Source organism: Streptomyces sp. JH002 (assembly GCF_050916115.1).
Classification (GTDB): Bacteria; Actinomycetota; Actinomycetes; order Streptomycetales; family Streptomycetaceae; genus Streptomyces; species Streptomyces xiamenensis.
In genome coordinates this window covers 6,016,809-6,035,688 of sequence record NZ_CP087989.1, presented here as the reverse complement: position 1 = coordinate 6,035,688, position 18,880 = coordinate 6,016,809, and the positions used below count along the sequence as shown (strand labels likewise).

Below are 18,880 nucleotides of genomic sequence, written 5' to 3'. Positions count from 1 at the left end.
ACTATATGAGGTAAGCCTTACCGAAGAAGGCGTGGGGCTGCGGTCCCGTCCGCCGCCATGCCCGGCCGGGCGGCCCCTGCGGGCGGGGCGGGTATGCCGGCGCGACCGGCCGCCCGTGCGGGGCTGCGGCTTCGGGTCATGCCCGACCCGAGGCCGTACTCCTTCGGCGGGTGCTCCCCGGGCGATCCCGTGGTGCCGCGCAACGGGATGCCCCGGCACACCAGCCGGTCCGGGTGCCGTTCGCGTCCCGGAGGACGGTCCCGGCCCTCGCCCCTGAGCGGCGGTGGTGCGGCCACCGTCCGCCATCCGACCTGCACCGCACACGGGTTCGGCCGGCCCCTCCCCCGCCGCCGGATTCATCGGTCCCGGGGTGGTCCCACCGCCGCGGAGATCATTCCGTGGGGAACTCTCCGGGAGTGAGGTGTGTGGTCGCCCCGTGGAGACCCAGCCGCAGGACCGGTGCGGCGGTACCGCCGAAGGACGCGCGCGCCTCGGCGGCCGGCAGGTGCCGGGGATCGGCGCCGTCGCCGCGCAGGTAGTTGGCGAAGCCCACCACCCGCAGGTCATCGAGAACCCACCACGCATAGGCCTGGTCCGGTTGCGCCGGCGGGTTGCGCAGGACCAGCCCGGAGCCGTTGAGCGGTTCGTACGGCCCGGTCAGCGCGTCGGCGACGAACCCGTACAGCCCGGTGGGAGCGCCCGGCGGGTGGAACGCCTGCCGGCTGGTGCAGAAGAACAGGTAGTAGCGCGAGTCGTGGACGACCACATGGGGCCGTTCGATCTCGTGGTTGACGCCCTCGGCCACGACCAGCGGCGCGAGCAGCCGCCAGGCGCCGTCCGACCACCGGGCCAGGGCGACGGCCCCCATGAAGCGGTCGCCCCAGGGGACACTGGCGGCCACGAGCAGGTACTCCGATCCGTCCGCCGGGTCCCGGAACCAGGCGGGGTCGCGGAACGCCTTGATCCGCCCCGGCCCCCCGTCCACCTCGTCGGCGGGCAGATAGGCGTGGCCGTCGGAACGCAGGACGACGCGGTGCTCCGCCTCGGGAGACGGCCGCACCGTACCGTCCGTCCCGATCAGGGCCGGGCGGGCCTCCATGACCCGCTGGTGAAAGGTGGGGTGTGCCTCCCCGCGCGTTCCGGTCGCGGTGTAGAAGACCGACACCGTGCCGTCGGGGCGCCGCACCGCGCACCCGGACCACTCACGGCTGCCCGGGGAGGCCCCGTCGGGGAAGACCGGGCCCAGGTCCGTCCAGTTGTCGCCCGCCCGGGCGAGCAGCCACAGACGGGCGATGTCGTGGCGCAGTTCCGGGTGGCCCGACGCGGGGGCGGACAGCGTCATCCACAGTTCCCGGCCGTTCAGGACGGTCGGTGAGCCGTCCTCCTCCTGCACCGGCCACAGGTCCCACACGTCCCGGTCCGCCAGCACCCGGGTGGGGGCATCGCCGATCGGGGGGGCGGTGGTCGCGGGGTCGTCGGCGAGCCGGTCGAGGTCGGCTCGGGTCCACCGCGTGGTGCGGACATCGGTCACGCCGCGTCCGCCTTCGTGCCGTTGTCGGTTGCCATGAGTCGGTCAGCCCTTCACTGAGCCCTGGAGCAGGGCGGAGACGAAACGGCGCTGGAAGATGAGGAAGACGGTCAGGGTGGGCGCCAGGATCAGCAGCGATCCGGCGCACAGCAGGGGGATGTCCGTTCCCCACTGCCCCTGGAAGGCGCCGAGAGCGCCGGCCATGGTGCGTTGCCGTGGATCGTCGACGAGCACGATCGCGAGCAGGAACTGGTTCCACGTCCACAGGAACAGCAGGATCGCGAGCGAGGAGATGGCCGGGGCGGCCAGCGGGACATGGATCCGCCAGAACACCTGCCAGACGCTCGCGCCGTCGATCTGGGCCGCCTCGGAGAGTTCCGTCGGCACATTGACGAAGTGCGCGCGCATCCAGTAGACCGCGAACGGCATGTACAGCCCAATGAGCGGCAGGATGATGGCCCACCGGGTGTTGAGGAACCCCAGGTCGCGCACCAGGTAGTACAGCGGGGTGATGATGCCTTCGAACGGCAGCGTCAGGCCGAGGACGAACAGCAGGAAGAGCAGCGGGCCGCCGGCCATCCGCAGGTGGCCGAGCGCGAACCCCGCCATGGTGCCGAGGACCAGCGATATGGGCACCACGCCCAGCACGATGAGCGTGCTCGACCACAACAGGTCGCCCATGTGGGCGGCCTCGAAGGCGCGGACGAAGTTCCCCCACTGCGGCTCATCGGGCCACTGCAGGCCGGAGGGATAACTCCCCGACGGATGCAGGGCGGTGACGAACAGGCTGATGAACGGCACGATCGTGACGACCATCAGGGCGACGAGGAACAGACGTCCCGTCCACGCTTCACGTTTGCCGACGATCATGGCCGCTCCCTGGTGAGCCGCTGGACGGGCAGGACGCACAGGAGCACCAGCACCATGAGGACCACCGCCAGCGCGGACGCCACCCCGATCTGCCGGTCGGAGAAGGCCTGGTAGAAGATCTCCAGGCCGGGCACCATGGTGGCGTTGCCCGGGCCGCCCTGGGTGGAGATGTAGATGATGTCGAAGCTGGCCAACGCGGAGATGACGGTCACGGTGACGCAGACGCCGATCTCCTGCCGCAGGCTGGGCACGGTGACGGAGAAGAACTCCCGTACCGGGCCCGCGCCGTCCAGCCGGGCCGCCTCGTAGAGGGCGGGATCGATCTTGCTCATGCCCGCCAGCAGCAGCAGCGTGCACAGACCGAGCATCACCCAGGCGCCCATCACACCGACGGCGGGCAGCGCCGTGGACAGATCACCGAGCCAGGCACGGGTGGTCCCGCCGAGACCGATGGCCGACAGCACCTGATTGACCAGGCCGTTGGAGGACAGCAGCCAGGTCCAGGTGATGCCGACCGCCACCAGGGGGATGACCTGGGGGATGAACACGACCGTTCTGGCCACCAGGGCGAGCCGGCTGGCGGCGATGCGCCGGATGGTCGCGGCGATCGCCAGACCGAGCAGCACGGGAACCACGCTGAAGAACACGATGAGCCGGAAGGCGTTGAGGATCGTGTTGAACAGTTCGGGATCGCGGAACACCCGGTGGTAGTTGTCGAGTCCCACCCAGGTCGAGGCCCCGATGCCGTTCCACTCGTAGAGCGAGTACTGGAAGGTGAGGAGCATCGGCCACAGGACGAACACGGCGTAGACCGCCAGGGCCGGGGCGGCGAACAGCCAGCTGACCCACCACCGGGTGGAGAGGCCGGCGGGCCGGGCGCCGCCCCGCAGCCGGGGCGGACGCCCCCCGGTCCTGCGGGACGCGGCGCCGGCCCTGCCGGCCGCCGGCTCCGTCGTCGGAGAGTTCACGGACACTAGCTCCCGGTTCCGGACGCGTACTCGTTCTGGACCGCCGCCAGCAGCCCCTCCGGTGACTGCTCACCCGCGAACAGCAGCTGCAGCTGCGGGGTCCAGCCCTTGGCGTAGATGGAGCCGGTGGCGTTGGCGATGAAGTCCATGGCGCCGTTGTCCCCGGAGACCAGGGCCCCGGCCGCCAGCGTTTCAGCGGTGACGGTGCCCTCCGCCACCTCGGGCATGGGCGCGTCGGGCAGACCCATGGGGTGCGACCCGCCGATCTCGACCGCGATCTCCCGGGCACGCTCGTCGGTGGCCACCCAGTTGAGGAAGTACGCCGCGTGATCCGGGTTCTTCGCGTGCGCGCCGATGCCGTAGGTCAGGGGCGCGGACATCGCCGCGACCGGGCCACCGGCCTCGCGGGGCGGCATCACGAAGAATCCCACCTCCCCAGGCATCTCCGCGTCCAGATTCCCGGACTCCCAGTCGCCGTTGAACATGAACAGTCCCTCGCCGGCCAGGAACTTGCCCATCATCTGGGCGTATTCCATCGCGTTGGCGTCCGGGTCGAAGTACCCCGCCCGGATCCAGTCCTGGAGGTGGCCGACCGCCGAGAGGTTCGACGGTGTGTCGATGTCGGCGCCGGGACGCTGGAAGATCCAGTCGTTGATCGGACCGGGCTGCCCGTAGGCCGCCATCAGATTCTGCAGCGGGAACGCGAAGCCGCCGGTGGCGCCGCCGTTGAACTGGACGATCGGCACGATGCCGGCGTCGCGGGCGTCGGACAGCAGGGCGTCGAACTCGTCCAGCGTGGCCGGCGGGGCCGACATGCCGATCCGCTCGGCGAGCGTCTTGTTGTAGAAGACGCCGGTCATGCTGAAGTTGAGGCCCATGCCGTACAGGGATCCCTCACCGCGCGGTGAGCCCTCGGGGGCGGAGCGCAGCTGCTCCAGCTGGGAGGGGGGCCACCGGTCCCACCCGAAGACGTTCGCGTATCCGTCCAGGTCGAGCAGCAGGCCGTTGCTCACCAGCTCGGAGAGCTGCGGAAGCCGCATGAGGTCCGGCGGGTCATCCGCCAGTACGCGCGGCGCGTTCTGGGTGATCACCGCGAACTGGTCCTCGCGTATGTCCCAGGTGACGTTGGGGTACTGCCGGGTGAACTCCTCCGTCAGGGCACGCGCCATGGGGAAGCCGGTCTCGAAATACGCCTTGAGCGTGACTGGTTCGCTGCCGATGGTTGGTGCCTGGGAGGGGGATGCGCCGGGGTTCGACGGCTTTGGCCCGCTGCTTCCCGGCCCGCTGCAGCCCGCGGCCACCGTTCCCGCGAGGGCGAGGAAACCGAGCGCGGCTTGCCGACGGCTGATGGAACGCGTCATTGCGCACACTCCGTGGATTTCGTGGACGAACCGCCGGGGGCAGAACATCCTGAGCCGTTGCTAAATCGTGTTAGCGGCGGTTAGTGTTACGCCCCGTTCGGCTAGGTGTCAAGGTTCTTGTCAGGCTCGATACGTGGGAGGTTCTCCGGTGGGAGTGCGACGGGTGACCATGACCGATGTGGCAAGGCGCGCCGGTGTGTCCCGCACCACCGCCTCGCTGGTGCTCTCGGGGCGGGGCCGGGAGATGAGGATCTCCCGCGATGTCGAGCGGCGCGTCCTCGAAGCCGCCGACGCGCTGCGGTACCGGCCGGACATCGTCTCCGTCGCGCTGCGCACCGGTACGACACGGACCATCGGGTTCGTCTCCGACACCGTGGCGACCTCCCGGCTGGCGGGAGACATGATCAAGGGAGCGCTGGAGGCAGCACGCGAACGCGGCGTCATGCTGTTCATCGGTGAGACGGAGGGCGAGCCCGACCTGGAGGAAGGTCTGCTCCAGGCCATGCACGACCGGCGGGTCGACGGGGTCATCTTCGCCTCGATGTTCACCCGTACCCTCGTGGTGCCGTCCGTCCTCTCCGGGGGGCCGGCCGTCCTGCTGAACGCGCTGCCGGCCCAGGCGTCCCCGCCGTTGCCCTCGGTCATCCCCGATGAGATCGGCGCCGGCCGTGAGGCGGCCCGGGTGCTTCTCGGCGCGGGGCACCGGGACGGCATCCATCTGATCGGCGCCGGGCCCGGTGTGCGCGACGTGCCACCCGGAGCCGTGGCCGGGGCCGAACGGCTCGCGGGTATCCGCGAGATCTTCGCACGGGAGTCGGTGAAGATCGCCAGTGGCCGGATGTGCCCCGACTGGCAGCCGGAGTACGGCTACGAAGCCACCCGCGAACTGCTGTCCTGCGACCGGCCGCGGGCGCTGATCTGCCTCAACGACCGGCTCGCACTGGGTGCTTATCAGGCGCTCGACGCGGCGGGGCTGACCGTGCCGGACGATGTCTCCGTGATCTCCTTCGACGATCACCCCATCGCCACCTGGATCCGGCCCAAACTCACCACCGTGGCGCTCCCGCACCACGAACTGGGCCGCGCGGCCGTCGACGCGCTCTTCTCGGAGATCGACCGGCACCGCCAGGGGCTGCCCCCCGAGAACCGGCAGATCCGGGTCCCCATGCCGACCCGGCTGCGGGAGTCGGTGGCACCTGCCGCCGGCTGACACCCGGTGCGCGGACCGACAGTTGACGACGCGTCTCCTCCTGCCGGGCGTCAGGCGTCGCGGGCCCGGCCTCTTGACAGCGGCGGCGACCGTCACCACACTGCCACGGCATCACTAACACGATTTAGCAACTCGTCGAGGCCGTGCCGTCCTGTCCCGGACACCACCGCGGAAGCGGCCCGGCCCACGCGGAGGTCGCCATGCTGCTACGCCGACTTGCCCTGGTCTGCCTGTCCCTGGGGCTGCTGGGCTCGTCCCTGATGCCCGCGGCGTCCGCCGCCACCGGCGACCGGCACCCGGACCGGGGTGTCCAGAGCGTCACCGCCATCACCCGGGTGCACACCTACGGACAGAAGATCGACGCCGTGGCTGTGGAGTACGCGGCGGACGTCAACCCCCGCACGCTCGGCCCGGACACCTACACCGTCACCGACAGCGTGTACAACTTCCGCTACGACCCGATCGAGGACCTCACCCGGTACGCGGACCGGGAAGTCGTCAGGGTCTACACCAACGACGCGCCCGCACCGCGTCCGGACGGCCGCTCCCGTACCGGCCGGTATGTCATTGTCGAACTGGCGCCCGCCGATCCCGGCGGCAATACCGTCATCGTGTCCCGCTGCCCGACCTTCCTGTGCTCGGTGAAGGTCAACCCCGAACCTCCCACACGCATCGTCCAGAACGAGCCCGTCCACGCCCTCCGCGGCAACGGAAACGGCCGGGGACCCATCCTCGCGCCCGCGTCCTCGGCCGCCCTCCCGCTGACGGAGCCGGCGGTCAACCTGCTGGTCGACGACTTCGAACAGAGCACGTATCTCCACCACGGCAGCGTCCTGCCCTACGCCTACCACCTGCCCGCCGGCTACGACCCCGGGCGCGGCTACCCGCTGATGGTGATCCTGCCCGGTCACGGGATGGGCTGGGACGGCGAGAACCTCGGCGTCTCCCTCGCCGCCGACATCCCGGCAACCGCCTGGCTCACCGACGAATGGAACGGGACGGGCGAGGACGTCATCGTGCTCGTGCCCCAGAACCAGCGCGTGGGTCCGGCGGCCGAGGCCGAGATCATGACGGCCCTGGTGGAGGATTTCATCGGCTCCCACGCCGTCGACCCCGGCCGGGTGTACGCCTCGACCGTGTCCTACGGTTCCCGGCTGGCCTGGGAAGCCATGGCGGAGCGGCCGGGACTGTTCGCCGCCGCTCTCATCACCGGTGGTTTCGCGGTGGATGACGAGCAGGCGGCCCGCATCGCCTCCGCCCGGACACCCATCTGGGTCACCCACGGTCTCAACGACCACCTGCTGCCGGTCGATTACGGCCGTGACTCGGCGCGATCGCTGCGCGAGGCCTATACGGCGGCCGGGGTGGACCCCGGGAGGGCCGAGGACCTCGTGCGCTACACCGAGTACAGGAACGAGGCGTTCTCGGAGCCGGACTACCACGCCGCGTTCGGCCCCACCTACGAGGACGCTTCGATCCTGGGCTGGTTGCTCCGGCAGGGGGTCAGTGAGCGGTGACCCTCCTGTCGCCCGACACTGCGGGAGTCCTGCCGGTGTGGACTCCCCGGTGATGGGGACTGAACCAGCGAGAGGGCTGCGCCCCACCCCCACCCCCACGCCCGAAGGCCCCAAGATGACCGGTCACTCCCCCAACCCGCCCACCGGCGCACTCCACCACGTCGAGATCTGGGTCCCCGATCTCACCCGCGCCACCCATACTTGGGGCCCACTCCTCGAAGCCCTCGGCTACACCCCCCACCAGGACTGGCCGGGCGGCAGAAGCTGGCGCCTCGCACACACCTACCTCGTCTTCGAGCAATCGCCCGCACTCACCGGCCCCCGCCACGACCGCTGCGCCCCGGGGCTCAACCACCTCGCCTTCCACGCCGGCACCCGCCACGATGTCGACACCCTTACCGACCAAGCGATCGCCACCGGCTGGACCCTGCTGTTCCCCGACCGCCACCCCCACGCCGGCGGCCCCCAGCAATACGCCGCCTACCTCGAGAACACCGACGGCTTCGAGATCGAACTCATCGCCACCAGTTCCTTGTGAACGCCCCCGCTGCCCACGGCTGCCGCACCGCCTGGTCGCGGTGCGGCAGCCCCAACGGCGTGCTCCGGGAGCCGATGACGCTCGCGTGTGTGCGCACGCGCGTCCTTTCTCCTCGACCGGACGTGCCGGGCGGTGGATCTCAGACAGGCGTCGGCCACTCGCCCCGGTGCCGCTCCACCTGGGGCGCCGCGAAGTGCGCCGCGCCCCGGCGCGCCAGATAGGCGGCCAGCGAGGTCGGTATGACGTCCGGGTAGTCCGCGTTGCGCACGTCGCGCAACGCGGCCGTTCCGTCGAACATCGCGACCTGGGCTTGCAGCGCCGCGTACTCGACCACGCTGGACGCGTTGAACTGCCGACGCACGATCTCCGCGCGCAGGTCGTCAAGGGTGCCCCTGCGCACCAGTTCCCACCGCCGCCCGGACGCCGCTTCGATCTCGTTCCGCAGCTCCAGCATGGTCAGCTGTTGGCCGACCACGTGCACCTCGCGGCCCGCGGTTGTCGGGTCGAGCGCGATCGCGGCCGTGAACGCGGCGGTGTCCGCGATGGTGGTGATGTCGATCGCGCGCATGCCGTCGCCCCATACGGAGAACGTGCCCGCGGCCGGGTCGAGCACCTCGTGGACCGGGCCGAGGAAGAACTCCGGGAACGCGCCGATCGCCACCGAGGTGCGCGCGACGGTCGAGGTCGCGAACGTGTCCGCGAAGACCCGGCGCAGGTCGGACAGCACGTTGATGCCGTAGCCGTAGCCGAAGAGGTTGATCGAGAAGTCGGACGGGATCATCCGGTGCACTCCGGCCCGCTCGGCGGCGCGCAGCAGTTCCCGCTGCCCGTCGATGATCACCTCCGGTCCCCCCTGGACCGCGGACACCACGACCTCCACGCCGTCGACGTGCCGCTGCAGTGCGTCGGAGCCGTCTGCCAGGTCGCCGACGCACAGGGTCAGATTCGGGTGTGCCGCCGGCTTGTCCGTCGAGGGCCTACGGACCAGCGCGCGTACCTCCGCCCCGCGCTCCAGAAGGTTCTTCACGATCAGGCTGCCGAGGCTGCCGGTCGCGCCCGCCACCAGAACTGTCGTCATTGCGGTTACTCCTTGTTCGATCTGCTTGTGGATGGCCGCCCGCCCGGTACGGCGTCATGAGACCCGGGCGGCCGGTCCTCGCGTTCTTTGCGCGCGGCGACGAGGGTGTTCCATGCGTGCCTGTCCTGCGACGGTGCGCGCGGTCGGTCAGGCCCCGGCGGTGAAGCGGGTGTGCCGGGGGATGCTGCCGAAGCCGCCGGAATGGAAATCGCGGTAGGCCTGGACGATTTCGGCCTCGCTGTTCATCACGAACGGACCGTGGGCGACGACGGGCTCCCCGATGGGCCGGCCGGAGAACACCATCACCTTGGTCCGTTCGTCGGCGTCGCGGGCGGCCAGGGCCAGCGTGGTCGGGCCACCCCTTCGGGACAGGGGATCGGACCAGGCGATCTCTCCCGCGCGCACGGTCCGCCCGCCGACCGTCAGGCAGCCGGCGATCACGTACACGAAAGAGCGTTCGCTCCCGTCGAGTACCTGCCGGTACTCGGCTCCCGGGTCGAGCGTGATCACCATGCCCAGAATCGGCCAGTGATTGACCGCCGGCCCGCGCACCGCCCCCGCCTCGCCCGAGATCACCTGGACCAGGACACCCGGCTCGGTGTGCACGGCCTGGCCACCGGCCCGGAGGTCCTGGTAGCCGGTGGGCACCGACTTCTTGTGCGACGGAAGGTTGAGCCACAGCTGGATCACGTGGGCGTGCTCCGCGCGGGCGGCGACCTCGCGGTGGATGACGCCCCGTCCGGCCGTCATCCACTGCACGTCTCCGGGCCCCAGCACACCGGCGTTGCCCATGCTGTCTCCGTGTTCCAGGGCTCCGTACAGGACGAGGGTCACGGTCTCCATCCCGCGGTGCGGATGCCACTCGAACCCCGGCTGATTGACCCGTTCCTCTCCCATGAGCAGGAACGGGTCGGTCCGGGCGTCGTCGCCCGGCGCAATGATCAGCGCACTGTGGTCGGACGTGGGAGTCGGACCGATGTCCACCCTGGCGACGACCCGGTTCACCCGGCGGTCCGCCGGCGCGGTTCGTGCGGTCATCGTGCCCTCCTTCTCTTCGGCTCACACAGCATCCGTTCCGGCTGCCGCGTCGACAAAGAGCACCGAAGTTACTTACTTTGGAGAAGTGACGAGATCGCCCGACTCCCCCGACTCCCCCGTCGACGAGGAGAACTGCCACCGCATCCTGCGCGCCCTCGACATCATCGGGGCCCGCTGGACCGGACCGATCCTGCTCGCGGGGGCCCGGGGCGCCCGCCGGTTCAAGGAGTACCGCGCACTGGTCCCCGGCATCTCGGACCCGCAGCTGACTCTGCGGCTGAAGCAGTTGCAGAGCCGTGGGCTCATCGAACGCACGGTCGCCCCCAGCACGCCGGTCCTGATCACGTACGCCCTCACGGCGGACGCCGAAGAGCTGATCTCCGCCCTGCAGCCGTTGGCACACTGGAGCGAACGAAATCTCCCCACGCGAAGCGAGGCCTGACGCGGAACAACTCCTTCACCGCCGCGGCTCGGGGCGGGAGATGCTGTTCGGTGCGGCAGTCGGCGACGAGCCCGGGGGCACAGGGACATCCTCGTCCCACAAAGGTTCGACCTGGCTGTCGAGATGGGTGCGGATCAGCGGGCGGACGTGAGCCGGATCTCCACCAAGGAGCCGACAGAGGCCTGCTGCGTGGAGAAAGTGGCTGTGGAGGGCCGGCCCCGGAAGATGCGCCAGTCGGTCGAGCCTGCCTTGACGTACGGGTGGTCCGCACTTGCGCGTGCACAGCCCTGCGGCGACGACGCCGGCGCGGAGTGGGGCGGTGCCGGTGTGATGTTCTGTCGTCGCCGTTTCCCTCGGCAGGTGCCGCGCGGTGCGGCGCTTCATCGATCCGGAAGGACTGAGTCGTGCCGGACTCCATCAGCCGCGGAGCACTCGTCACCGGGGCCTCGCGTGGCATCGGACGTGCCGCCGCCGTCGCCCTGGCCGCCGCGGGGCACCGCGTCGCCGTCCACTACGGGTGTCACCGCGAGGACGCGGACCGGACGCTCGCCCTGCTCGCCGGGGAGGGACACACGGTCGTGGGCGGTGATCTCTCCGACCCGTCCACCGCGCGCCGCGTCGTCGAGGAGGCGGCGCGGGCGCTGGGCGGCCTGGAGGTCCTGGTGAACAACGCGGCGGTGGCCCCGAAGCGGGAGAACCGGCACCGGATTGGCGACGTGGACTGGGAGACGTGGCTCGGTTCCTGGAACGCGATGATCGGCACCAACCTGCTGGGCGCGGTCAACGTCACCTGGGCCTTCGCCGATCAGCTGATCGGCCGCGGGGCACCGGGGAGCATCGTCAACGTGGGGTCGCGCGGCGCCTTTCGCGGCGAGCCCGACCATCCGGCGTACGGGGCGAGCAAGGCTGCCCTGCATGCCTTCGGGCAGTCCGCCGCCGTCGCCCTGGCGCCCCACCGGATCGCTGTGACGTCGGTGGCGCCCGGGTTTGTCGCCACCGAACGGCAGCAGGCGAAGCTCTCCGGTCCCGAGGGGGAGGCGCTGCGGGCGCAGAGCCCGTTCGGCAGGGTGGCGTCGGCGGAGGAGATCGCCGACGCGATCGTGTACCTGGCCTCACCGGGGGCCGCCTGGTCCTCCGGCGCCGTGCTGGACCTGAACGGGGCGTCCTATCTGCGGTGAACGGCGGGGAGACCGCCGTCGTCCCGGATGCCTTCCGCGCTCCGGTCAGCGCGGCGACATTCGCCGACATCGCGATCGGCCCCCAGGGCATCACCGACCCGGATCGAAGCCGATCACGGACCGGTAGTCATCTGTGCATATTCCCCGCGCGAGCGTGGGTGGACCGTGACCGGCATGGACTGGCGCCGACAGGCCGTCCCACGCGGGCGAACACGATGATGTCCAGGAATGCCGCCCCCCGCATCACACATGGGTGTCCATGACGATGGCCCCGACCACCACGGTCGGGGCCATCGTCGTTCTGCGACCCGGCACAATCAACCTGTGAACCCCGCCGACATCGTCACCGACGCGCAGTGGACCCTGGTCGTGCTGTTCATCGCCGCGCCCCTGCTCGTCCTCGCCGCGCTCCTGGCCGCGCCGTTCGCCATCGGCGGGATCGCCGGCCTCCTGCGACGGCGCCGCGCCGCGCGGTCCGGCAGGCCGTAGCCGGGTGCCACGGTTCTCCCCCTGGTGCATCACCCCGCAGCATCACCGGGTGACCCTCGTAGAGCTCACACGCCAACCCGGCGGCCGGGTGCGGCCCGAAGCACGCGGCCCGTGGCGGCGCCTCCGCGAGCCACGATCGGCAGCGTGGAGCCGGCTGCCACCCTTCATCACCGGACCCGCGCTCCCCCCGGAGGCAGCACGCGGGGATGCCCCATCTTGATGTGATCCCGCGTCACACATCCGTCACGCATGCACTCAGCACACCGCGGACACGGGGCTGGGTCCCTGCCACCGACGGTGACCCAGGTCCCCTACGCTCCCTCAACCTCTCCCCCGCCCCTCGGGCGCCAGGGCCCGTTCCCACAAATCCACCACCGACCGCGCCCGCTCCTCCATCGGCCGGTCGTCAGCGGGGTCGAGCACCGCGCCGTGCACCTGGGCCTCGATGCCCTGCACCGCCAGCAGCGCCGTGACCTCCGGTGCGTCCCCGCCGGCTCCCAGCCGGCGCAGCTGGGCGGCCAGCCCGGCGGCTGCCCGCTGCTCGAAGTCCCGCAGCTCCGCCACGGTTTCGGCGGTACGGGGCGTCTGATCGAACAACAGCCGGTGCAGCGCGGGCCGTTCGGTGTGCAGTGCCACCACCCCGCCCACCAGCTCCTCCAGCAGCGCCCGCAACGGCAGCCGCCGGGCGGTCGCCGCCGCCAGCAACCCGTCCAGCTCGGTGGCCGCGGCGCGCAGGTGCTCCCGGGCCAGCGCGGTCAGCAGCCCGTCCTTGTTGGGGAAATACTGGTACAGCGAACCGATGGACACCCCGGCCCGCTCGGCGACCTTGTTGGTGGTCGTCGCGGCATAGCCATGCCGCTGGAAAAGCTGAGCCGCCGCCTCCAGAATCACTTCGACGGTCTCCCGGGACCGCTGCTGACGTGGGCTTTTACGGGGCTGGACCATGGGGCTCCCATGCGAGTACCAAAAACTGAGGATCGCTCACATCATGGAGGGGCGGGCCCGCCCACCTCACCGCCCCCTCCGCGAAAGACCCTGCCTCGTGCTCTCCGACCTGCTCACCTATGCCCTCCGGATCCTGCCGGGTCTTGGCCTGTTGGCCTTCTGCTACCTGCTGACGCGCCCCCTGGGCGACCCGCTGCCCCGGATCGCGGTCCTGATCCTCGGCTTCGTCCTGGTCCGGGACGCCATGACCCCGGCCGGGCTGTGGCACATCGGCACCGCCGGGGCCGTCCCCTGGCTGCGGTTCACCCCCGACCCGGCGCTGCTCGTGGTGTGCGGCACCCTGACGCTCACCACCATCGCGCTGATCCTGCGCACCGACCACCGCCTGGCGGCGCTGGTCCCCTGGGGCCGGGCGGACCTCCGCACCCTGGGCTGGGGCCTCGGCGGCGGGCTGCTGGCCGCCACACCGGTGCTGGCCCTGGCCGCGGCCCGGCCGCTGGACGAACGCGGTGGAACGGTCGCCCTGTCCCTGCTGCCCGCCCTGGCGTTCTTCGCGCTGGCGGGCAACCTCGCCGAGGAAGTGCTGTTCCGCGGCCTGCTCCAGACCCGCCTGGAAGCCGTGACCGGCCCCACCCGCGCCACGCTCCTGTCGGCCGCGCTCTTCGCCGCCTGCCACATCTTCCTCGCCTCGACGGTGACGGACGTGGGCTGGCCCCTGCTGGCCTTCACCCTGTACGAGGGCCTGATCTGCGCCCACTTGCGCAACCGCCGCGGTGTCCTCGCCGCCGCCCTGGCCCACGCCCTGGCGATCTTCCTCCTGAGCAGCGCGCTGCTGTGATCCGGCGGACCACGGGAGATGTCCGGCCGAAAGCGCCTTGGCCCGGCAGCCCCTGGGGCCGCGAGGTTCCGTGGCGGCCGGCCGCGGTCAGTCGCCGTCCAGGTCGTCGAGCAGCTGGACAGCGGCCTGCATGTAGCCGCTGATCCAGCGGTCATGGATGCGTTTGATCGGGAGCGGGGCCAGGGCGAGGTGACGCTCCCGGCCCGACTTGCGGCCGGTGACCAGTTCCGCCCGCTCCAGCACGCGCAGGTGCTGGAGCACCGTGGTGCGGTCGAGTTCGGGGAACAGCGCGCACAGCGATCCCGTGGTGTGGGTGGAGGCCTTCAGCGCGTCGAGCATCCGCCGGCGCACCGGTGAGGACAGCGCCTTGAACACGCGGTCGTCGTCGGAGGCGTTGTCGATCGACCCTGTCATGTTGTAAAAATACAACATGACGAACGAACCGGTTGCCGAGCTGTCCTTCACCGTCTCCGGACGGATCGCGCGTCCGTGTGCGGAGACGTACGAGGCCGTGGCGGATCCGGAGCAGCTCTCGCGATACTTCACCACGGGCGGGGCGAAGGGCCGCCTGGAAGCAGGTGCGCAGGTCGAGTGGGACTTCGCCGACTTCCCCGGCGCCTTCCCCGTCACGGTCATCGAGGCCGCCCCTCCCCACCGCCTCATCATCGAATGGGGTGCCGAGGCGTCCGTGAGCAAGAGCGGCACCACCCGCGTCACCTTCGAGTTCGAGCCCATCGACGGCGGCTCCCGGACGCTGGTGACGATCACCGAGACCTCCTGGCGGGCCACCCCGGACGGCGCCAAGGCCGCGTTCGGCAACTGCGAGGGGTGGACGGGCATGCTCGCCGCGCTGAAAGTCTGGCTGGAGCACGGCATCAATCTGCGCGAGGGCTTCTACCGGTGAGCGCGCGGCAGAACCGGCCCGCGATCGTCGACCGCGCCACCTGGAACGATGCCAGGGGTGTCCTGTTGCAGCAGGAGAAAGCACTGACCCGGATGAAGGACGCGATCAGCGCGGGCCGTCGCCGGATGCCGATGGTCGAAGTGCGTCCGGACTACGCCTTCGACGGGCCCGGGGGCACCGTCACGCTGCTCGATCTCTTCGAGGGGCGCCAGCAGCTCATCGTGCAGCACTTCATGTTCGCGCCCGAGTGGCGGGAAGGATGTGACGGCTGCTCGATGATGGCCGAGCACATCGGGCCGCTGTCCCACCTGCACGCCCGCCGGACCTCGTTCGCACTCACCTCCCGCGCGCCCCTGCCACGCCTGCAGGCCTTCCGCGACCGCATGGGGTGGGACCTGCCCTGGTACTCGACCATCGGCGACCGGTTCAACACCGACTTCGGAGCGACCGTCGAGGGTGAGGAGCGCCAGGCGATCAGTGTGTTCCTCGCCGAAGGGGAACGCGTCTTCCACACCTGGTCCACCCAGGCCCGCGGGGAAGAGCCCTTCATGCTGGTGTTCGACCTCCTGGACCTCACCCCCTTCGGACGGCAGGAGGACTGGGAGAACTCGCCCGCAGGCACGCCCCAGGAACCCGCCTACTCCTGGATGCGGCTGAGCGACAGCTACACGGGAAGCGAGCGCTCGTGCTCGTGTCCGAGCGGTTCGCGTTGAAGACAGCGCGGTGATCCGCTGGAGAGCGAGTTCACACTGCTGGATGCCTACCACCCCGGAGCCGACCACGCGTCTGCGCCGGCCCGTCTCGCACCTCGGCCGGCACGTCGCCCGTCTCCGGCCGCGCGTACGGCCCTTGTGCCCCTCGGCACCAGGTCAGCCCGGGGGCTCCTCCAGGGTGAGGTTGGCGCTGTCGCTGTCGTAGTCGTACAGCTCCGCGTAGCGGCCCCAGTCGATGGCGATGCCGAGTTGGGTCCGGGCCTCCTCGGGGGTGAAGCCGCGGTGCAGGAGGTCCAGGAAGAAGTCCTCGCGCAGTGTGTGGCCGGGGGCGGTACGCAGGGCCTGGACGATCGCGCGGACGAGCGGGGCACGTTCCAGGGCATGGCGCGAGAAGAGTTCCTTGCCGCGCAGGATGCCGGCCACCGTGAATTCGCGACCGGAGGGCGTGAGTTCGATCCGGGCGCGGGCCGTGCGGGCGAGGCCGAGCAGGACGGCCGCGTCCACCAGGGGCAGCAGGTCGTCGATTTCGAAAGTGAGGGCCTCGGCGATCTCGGCGAGCCCGTCCTCGCCGCCGCGCGCGGCGAGGATCTCCAGCAGGCCCGCCATGCCGCCGACCGAGGCACGTGGCAGCGGACTGCTGATGGGGGTCGGAGCCGGTGGCGGGGTGGCGGCGGGTTCACCGCGGCCGGTGAGGACGTCGTACACCGCGTCCACCAGGTCCTCGAAGCGCGCGCCGTGCCGGTCGCGGGGGCGGGCCAGGCCCACGGCGAACTCGGCGCGGATACGCCCCGGGTTGTCGGAGAGCACCAGCACCCGGTCGGCGAGCAGCACCGCTTCCTCGATGTTGTGGGTGACGAGCAGGATCGCCTTCACCGGCGCGGTGTGGCCCTCCCACAGCGACAGGAGTTCGGTGCGGAGGTTCTCGGCGGTGAGGACGTCGAGGGCCGAGAAGGGTTCGTCCATCAGCAGCGCGTCCGGTTCGACCACCAGCGCCCGGGCGAAGCCGACGCGCTGGCGCATGCCGCCGGACAGTTCGCGCGGGTAGGCGCCCTCGAAGCCGTCCAGGCCGATCATGTCGATGGCCTCCAGCGCCCGTCGGCGGCGTTCGGCGGGCGCCACGCCCTGGGCCTGGAGGCCGAGTTCGACGTTCTGCCGCACCGTCAGCCACGGCAGCAGCGCGAAGGACTGGAACACCATCGCCACGCTCCCGCGCCGGTGGACCGTTCCCGAGGACGGGGTGATCAGTCCGGCCGCGCAGCGCAGCAGGGTGGACTTGCCGGAGCCCGATTTGCCGAGCAGCGCCACGATCTCGCCGTCCGCGAGCCGGAAGCTGACCCCGTCGAGCACCGGGACGGCGCGACCGCCGGGGGTGATGAAGGTCTGGGTGACGGAGTCCGCGGTCAGGATCGCGGGGGGCTCGTCCGCGGGGCGCATGTCGGAGGGCCTCACAGGCGGTAGCGGGTTTCGGCGAGTGCGTACAGCCTGCGCCACAGCAGACGGTTGACGGCGACGACATACAGGGCCATCACGCTGATGCCGAGCAGGATCTTGGGGACCTCGCCGTTCGCGGTGGCCTCGGTGATGTACGCGCCGAGGCCGGTGGCGGTCAGCGTGTGGTCGCCGTACTGGACGACCTCGCCGACGATGGACGCGTTCCAGGCCCCGCCGGCGGCGGTGATGCCGCCGGTGACGTAGGCCGGGAAGACGGCCGGCAGCAGGAAGGTCCGCCAGCGCACCGCTCCCCGTACGCCCAGGCTCGCGGTCGCCTCCCGCAGATCGGCGGGGATGGCGGCGGCACCGGCGATGACGTTGAAGAGGATGTACCACTGGGCGCCCAGCGCCATCAGCAGGACGGCACCGAGGTTGAGCGGGATGTGCCAGGCGAGGAAGACGGCGGCGGCGAACGGGAAGAGCAGGTTGGCGGGGAACGCCGCCAGCACCTGGATGACGGGCTGGGCGAAGCGGGTCACGGGCGGGTTCAGGCCGATCCAGACGCCGATGGGGACCCAGACGAGGGTGGCGACGGCCACCAGGACGACGACCCGGGCCAGGGTGAGGGCGCCCAGGCCCAGGGCGTGCCCTAGCTCGCCGAGCCCGACCGTGTCGTGCAGATAGGCCAGGGCCCGCCAGCCGGCGAGCGCCGCGAGGACGGCGGCGGCGCCGGGCAGCAGGACGCGCGGGCCGCCCCTGGTGCGGGGTGCGGGCCCGGCGGCGGCGCGCGGGGTGCGGCCCAGTGGGCGGGTGGCGTGGTCCAGGGCGGTGGCGGCCGGGCGCAGCGGACGGGCCAGCAGGCCGGGGACGGCGGAGCGGCGCAGGATGTCGAGCACCAGGGAGCGGGAGGTGACGCGTTCGGCGGGCGGGACCTCGTCCATCCGGAAGCGTTCCGACCACACCGTGAGCGGGCGCCAGAACAGGGCGTTGACGCCGATGACCAGGACCGCCGTCACGGCGATGGCGAGCCCGACCTGTCCCAGGTCGCCGGCGCGGATGGCGGTGGCGGCGTACGAGCCGAGGCCGGGCAGGGCGTAGTGGTGGCCCAGGACGGAGAGGGATTCGGAGGCGGCGAGGAAGAACCAGGCGCCGCCGAAGCTCATCATGCCGTTCCAGATCAGCGGGATCATGCCGCTGGGGACGTCCAGGCGCCAGAAGCGCTGCCAGCGGGTGAGCCGCATGAGCCGGGCCGCCGCGTCCAGGTCGGCGGGCTGGGAGACGAGCGAGGCGTAGAGGGCGAACGTCATGTTCCACGCCATGGCGGTGAAGATGGCGAAGACGGCGGCGCACTCCAGGCCGAGCACGGAGCCGGGGAAGAGCCGCAGGAACGCGGTGCCGGTGATGGACAGGAAGCCGAGCACCGGGATGGACTGGAGGATGTCCAGGACGGGGAGCATGACGCGTTCGGCCCGCCGGACCCGGGCGGCGACCGTGGCGTACGCGAGGGTGAACAGCACGGACAGGACCAGGGCGGCGAACATCCGCAGCAGCGAGCGGGCCGCGTAGTACGGAAGATGGACCGGGTCGGTGGAGACGGTGCTGGGCGCGGTGTCCGGCAGGAACGGCGCGTTGAGGGCGGGGGCCAGCCGCAGCACTCCGTACAGCAGGCCCAGCAGCGCGGCGGCGACCAGCGCGTCCGTCCAGCGCAGCCCGGGGCGCCGCCAGACCCCGGGGGTGGGGAAGCCGCGTACCCGGCCGCTCCCGCCGCCGCCGTTCGCCATCACACAGCACAGCATCGCCGGAGCCACTCCCGGCACGGCGCAGCTCACCTC

General features: G+C 71.1%; 19 protein-coding genes. 9 read left to right on the top strand and 10 right to left on the bottom strand.

The genetic code is table 11. From position 1 onward, the window contains the following. Positions 1-391 precede the first annotated feature (391 nt). Genes H7827_RS27720 through H7827_RS27705 form a run of 4 tightly spaced genes read right to left on the bottom strand, consistent with a single transcriptional unit; the run spans position 392 to position 4,727 of the window. A complete protein-coding gene (locus H7827_RS27720) occupies positions 392-1,531 on the bottom strand; it encodes a glycoside hydrolase family 68 protein (protein ID WP_432747758.1) in 1,140 nt (379 codons plus the stop codon). Positions 1,532-1,573: 42 nt separating this feature from the next. Further along, positions 1,574-2,398, bottom strand: a complete 825-nt coding sequence (locus H7827_RS27715) for a carbohydrate ABC transporter permease (RefSeq protein WP_432747757.1) — start codon at positions 2,396-2,398, stop codon at positions 1,574-1,576. Further along, entirely contained in the window at positions 2,395-3,366 is a 972-nt protein-coding gene (locus H7827_RS27710; protein WP_432747756.1) for a carbohydrate ABC transporter permease, read from the bottom strand. The genes H7827_RS27715 and H7827_RS27710 overlap by 4 nt, the downstream gene beginning before the upstream one ends. Positions 3,367-3,371: 5 nt before the next feature. Further along, complete coding sequence (locus tag H7827_RS27705) at positions 3,372-4,727, bottom strand: ABC transporter substrate-binding protein (protein WP_432747755.1); 1,356 nt, start codon at positions 4,725-4,727, stop codon at positions 3,372-3,374. Positions 4,728-4,896: 169 nt separating this feature from the next. On the opposite strand from H7827_RS27705, the gene H7827_RS27700 reads away from it, so the two are divergent. From H7827_RS27700 to H7827_RS27690, 3 genes are all read left to right on the top strand, one after another. After that, positions 4,897-5,937, top strand: coding sequence for a LacI family DNA-binding transcriptional regulator (locus H7827_RS27700; protein WP_386533316.1), 1,041 nt, complete (start codon positions 4,897-4,899; stop codon positions 5,935-5,937). Positions 5,938-6,137: 200 nt separating this feature from the next. Beyond that, on the top strand, positions 6,138-7,454 hold the full coding sequence (locus H7827_RS27695; RefSeq protein ID WP_432747754.1) for a hypothetical protein: 1,317 nt from the start codon (positions 6,138-6,140) through the stop codon (positions 7,452-7,454). A 115-nt stretch (positions 7,455-7,569) separates the two neighbouring features. Continuing rightward, on the top strand, positions 7,570-7,992 hold the full coding sequence (locus tag H7827_RS27690; RefSeq protein WP_432748068.1) for a VOC family protein: 423 nt from the start codon (positions 7,570-7,572) through the stop codon (positions 7,990-7,992). Positions 7,993-8,131: 139 nt separating this feature from the next. Here the strand turns inward: H7827_RS27690 and H7827_RS27685 are convergent, their stop codons facing one another. Further along, positions 8,132-9,070 (bottom strand): NmrA family NAD(P)-binding protein, encoded by a 939-nt coding sequence (locus H7827_RS27685; RefSeq protein WP_432747753.1) that lies wholly within the window; start codon positions 9,068-9,070, stop codon positions 8,132-8,134. A 147-nt stretch (positions 9,071-9,217) separates the two neighbouring features. Next, positions 9,218-10,108, bottom strand: a complete 891-nt coding sequence (locus H7827_RS27680) for a pirin family protein (protein ID WP_432747752.1) — start codon at positions 10,106-10,108, stop codon at positions 9,218-9,220. A gap of 85 nt (positions 10,109-10,193) precedes the next feature. Here H7827_RS27680 and H7827_RS27675 point away from each other — a divergent pair, with 85 nt between their 5' ends. The 3 genes from H7827_RS27675 to H7827_RS27665 all read left to right on the top strand — a co-directional run bounded on the left by H7827_RS27675 (position 10,194) and on the right by H7827_RS27665 (position 12,217). Continuing rightward, the gene (locus H7827_RS27675) at positions 10,194-10,550 is read left to right on the top strand and encodes a winged helix-turn-helix transcriptional regulator (RefSeq protein WP_432747751.1); all 357 of its coding nucleotides are present in this window, start codon (positions 10,194-10,196) and stop codon (positions 10,548-10,550) included. A gap of 404 nt (positions 10,551-10,954) precedes the next feature. Next, complete coding sequence (locus tag H7827_RS27670) at positions 10,955-11,728, top strand: SDR family NAD(P)-dependent oxidoreductase (protein WP_432747750.1); 774 nt, start codon at positions 10,955-10,957, stop codon at positions 11,726-11,728. A 324-nt stretch (positions 11,729-12,052) separates the two neighbouring features. Further along, entirely contained in the window at positions 12,053-12,217 is a 165-nt protein-coding gene (locus H7827_RS27665) for a hypothetical protein (RefSeq protein WP_432747749.1), read from the top strand. A gap of 321 nt (positions 12,218-12,538) precedes the next feature. Here H7827_RS27665 and H7827_RS27660 read toward each other — a convergent pair whose 3' ends face one another. Beyond that, complete coding sequence (locus H7827_RS27660; RefSeq protein WP_432747748.1) at positions 12,539-13,162, bottom strand: TetR/AcrR family transcriptional regulator; 624 nt, start codon at positions 13,160-13,162, stop codon at positions 12,539-12,541. 97 nt (positions 13,163-13,259) lie between these two features. On the opposite strand from H7827_RS27660, the gene H7827_RS27655 reads away from it, so the two are divergent. After that, complete coding sequence (locus H7827_RS27655) at positions 13,260-14,000, top strand: CPBP family intramembrane glutamic endopeptidase (protein WP_432747747.1); 741 nt, start codon at positions 13,260-13,262, stop codon at positions 13,998-14,000. A gap of 87 nt (positions 14,001-14,087) precedes the next feature. Here the strand turns inward: H7827_RS27655 and H7827_RS27650 are convergent, their stop codons facing one another. Then, positions 14,088-14,414, bottom strand: coding sequence for an ArsR/SmtB family transcription factor (locus tag H7827_RS27650; RefSeq protein ID WP_432052108.1), 327 nt, complete (start codon positions 14,412-14,414; stop codon positions 14,088-14,090). 16 nt (positions 14,415-14,430) lie between these two features. On the opposite strand from H7827_RS27650, the gene H7827_RS27645 reads away from it, so the two are divergent. Both H7827_RS27645 and H7827_RS27640 read left to right on the top strand, forming a co-directional pair. Next, positions 14,431-14,904 (top strand): SRPBCC family protein, encoded by a 474-nt coding sequence (locus H7827_RS27645; protein WP_432747746.1) that lies wholly within the window; start codon positions 14,431-14,433, stop codon positions 14,902-14,904. Further along, a complete protein-coding gene (locus H7827_RS27640) occupies positions 14,901-15,617 on the top strand; it encodes a DUF899 domain-containing protein (protein WP_432747745.1) in 717 nt (238 codons plus the stop codon). Before H7827_RS27645 ends, H7827_RS27640 begins: the two co-directional genes overlap by 4 nt. A 156-nt stretch (positions 15,618-15,773) precedes the next feature. On the opposite strand, the gene H7827_RS27635 is transcribed toward H7827_RS27640, so the two are convergent. Both H7827_RS27635 and H7827_RS27630 read right to left on the bottom strand, forming a co-directional pair. Next, positions 15,774-17,051 (bottom strand): ABC transporter ATP-binding protein, encoded by a 1,278-nt coding sequence (locus H7827_RS27635; RefSeq protein ID WP_432747744.1) that lies wholly within the window; start codon positions 17,049-17,051, stop codon positions 15,774-15,776. Between the two features lie 11 nt (positions 17,052-17,062). After that, positions 17,063-18,865, bottom strand: coding sequence for an ABC transporter permease (locus tag H7827_RS27630; protein ID WP_432747743.1), 1,803 nt, complete (start codon positions 18,863-18,865; stop codon positions 17,063-17,065). Between the last annotated feature and the right edge of the window lie 15 nt (positions 18,866-18,880).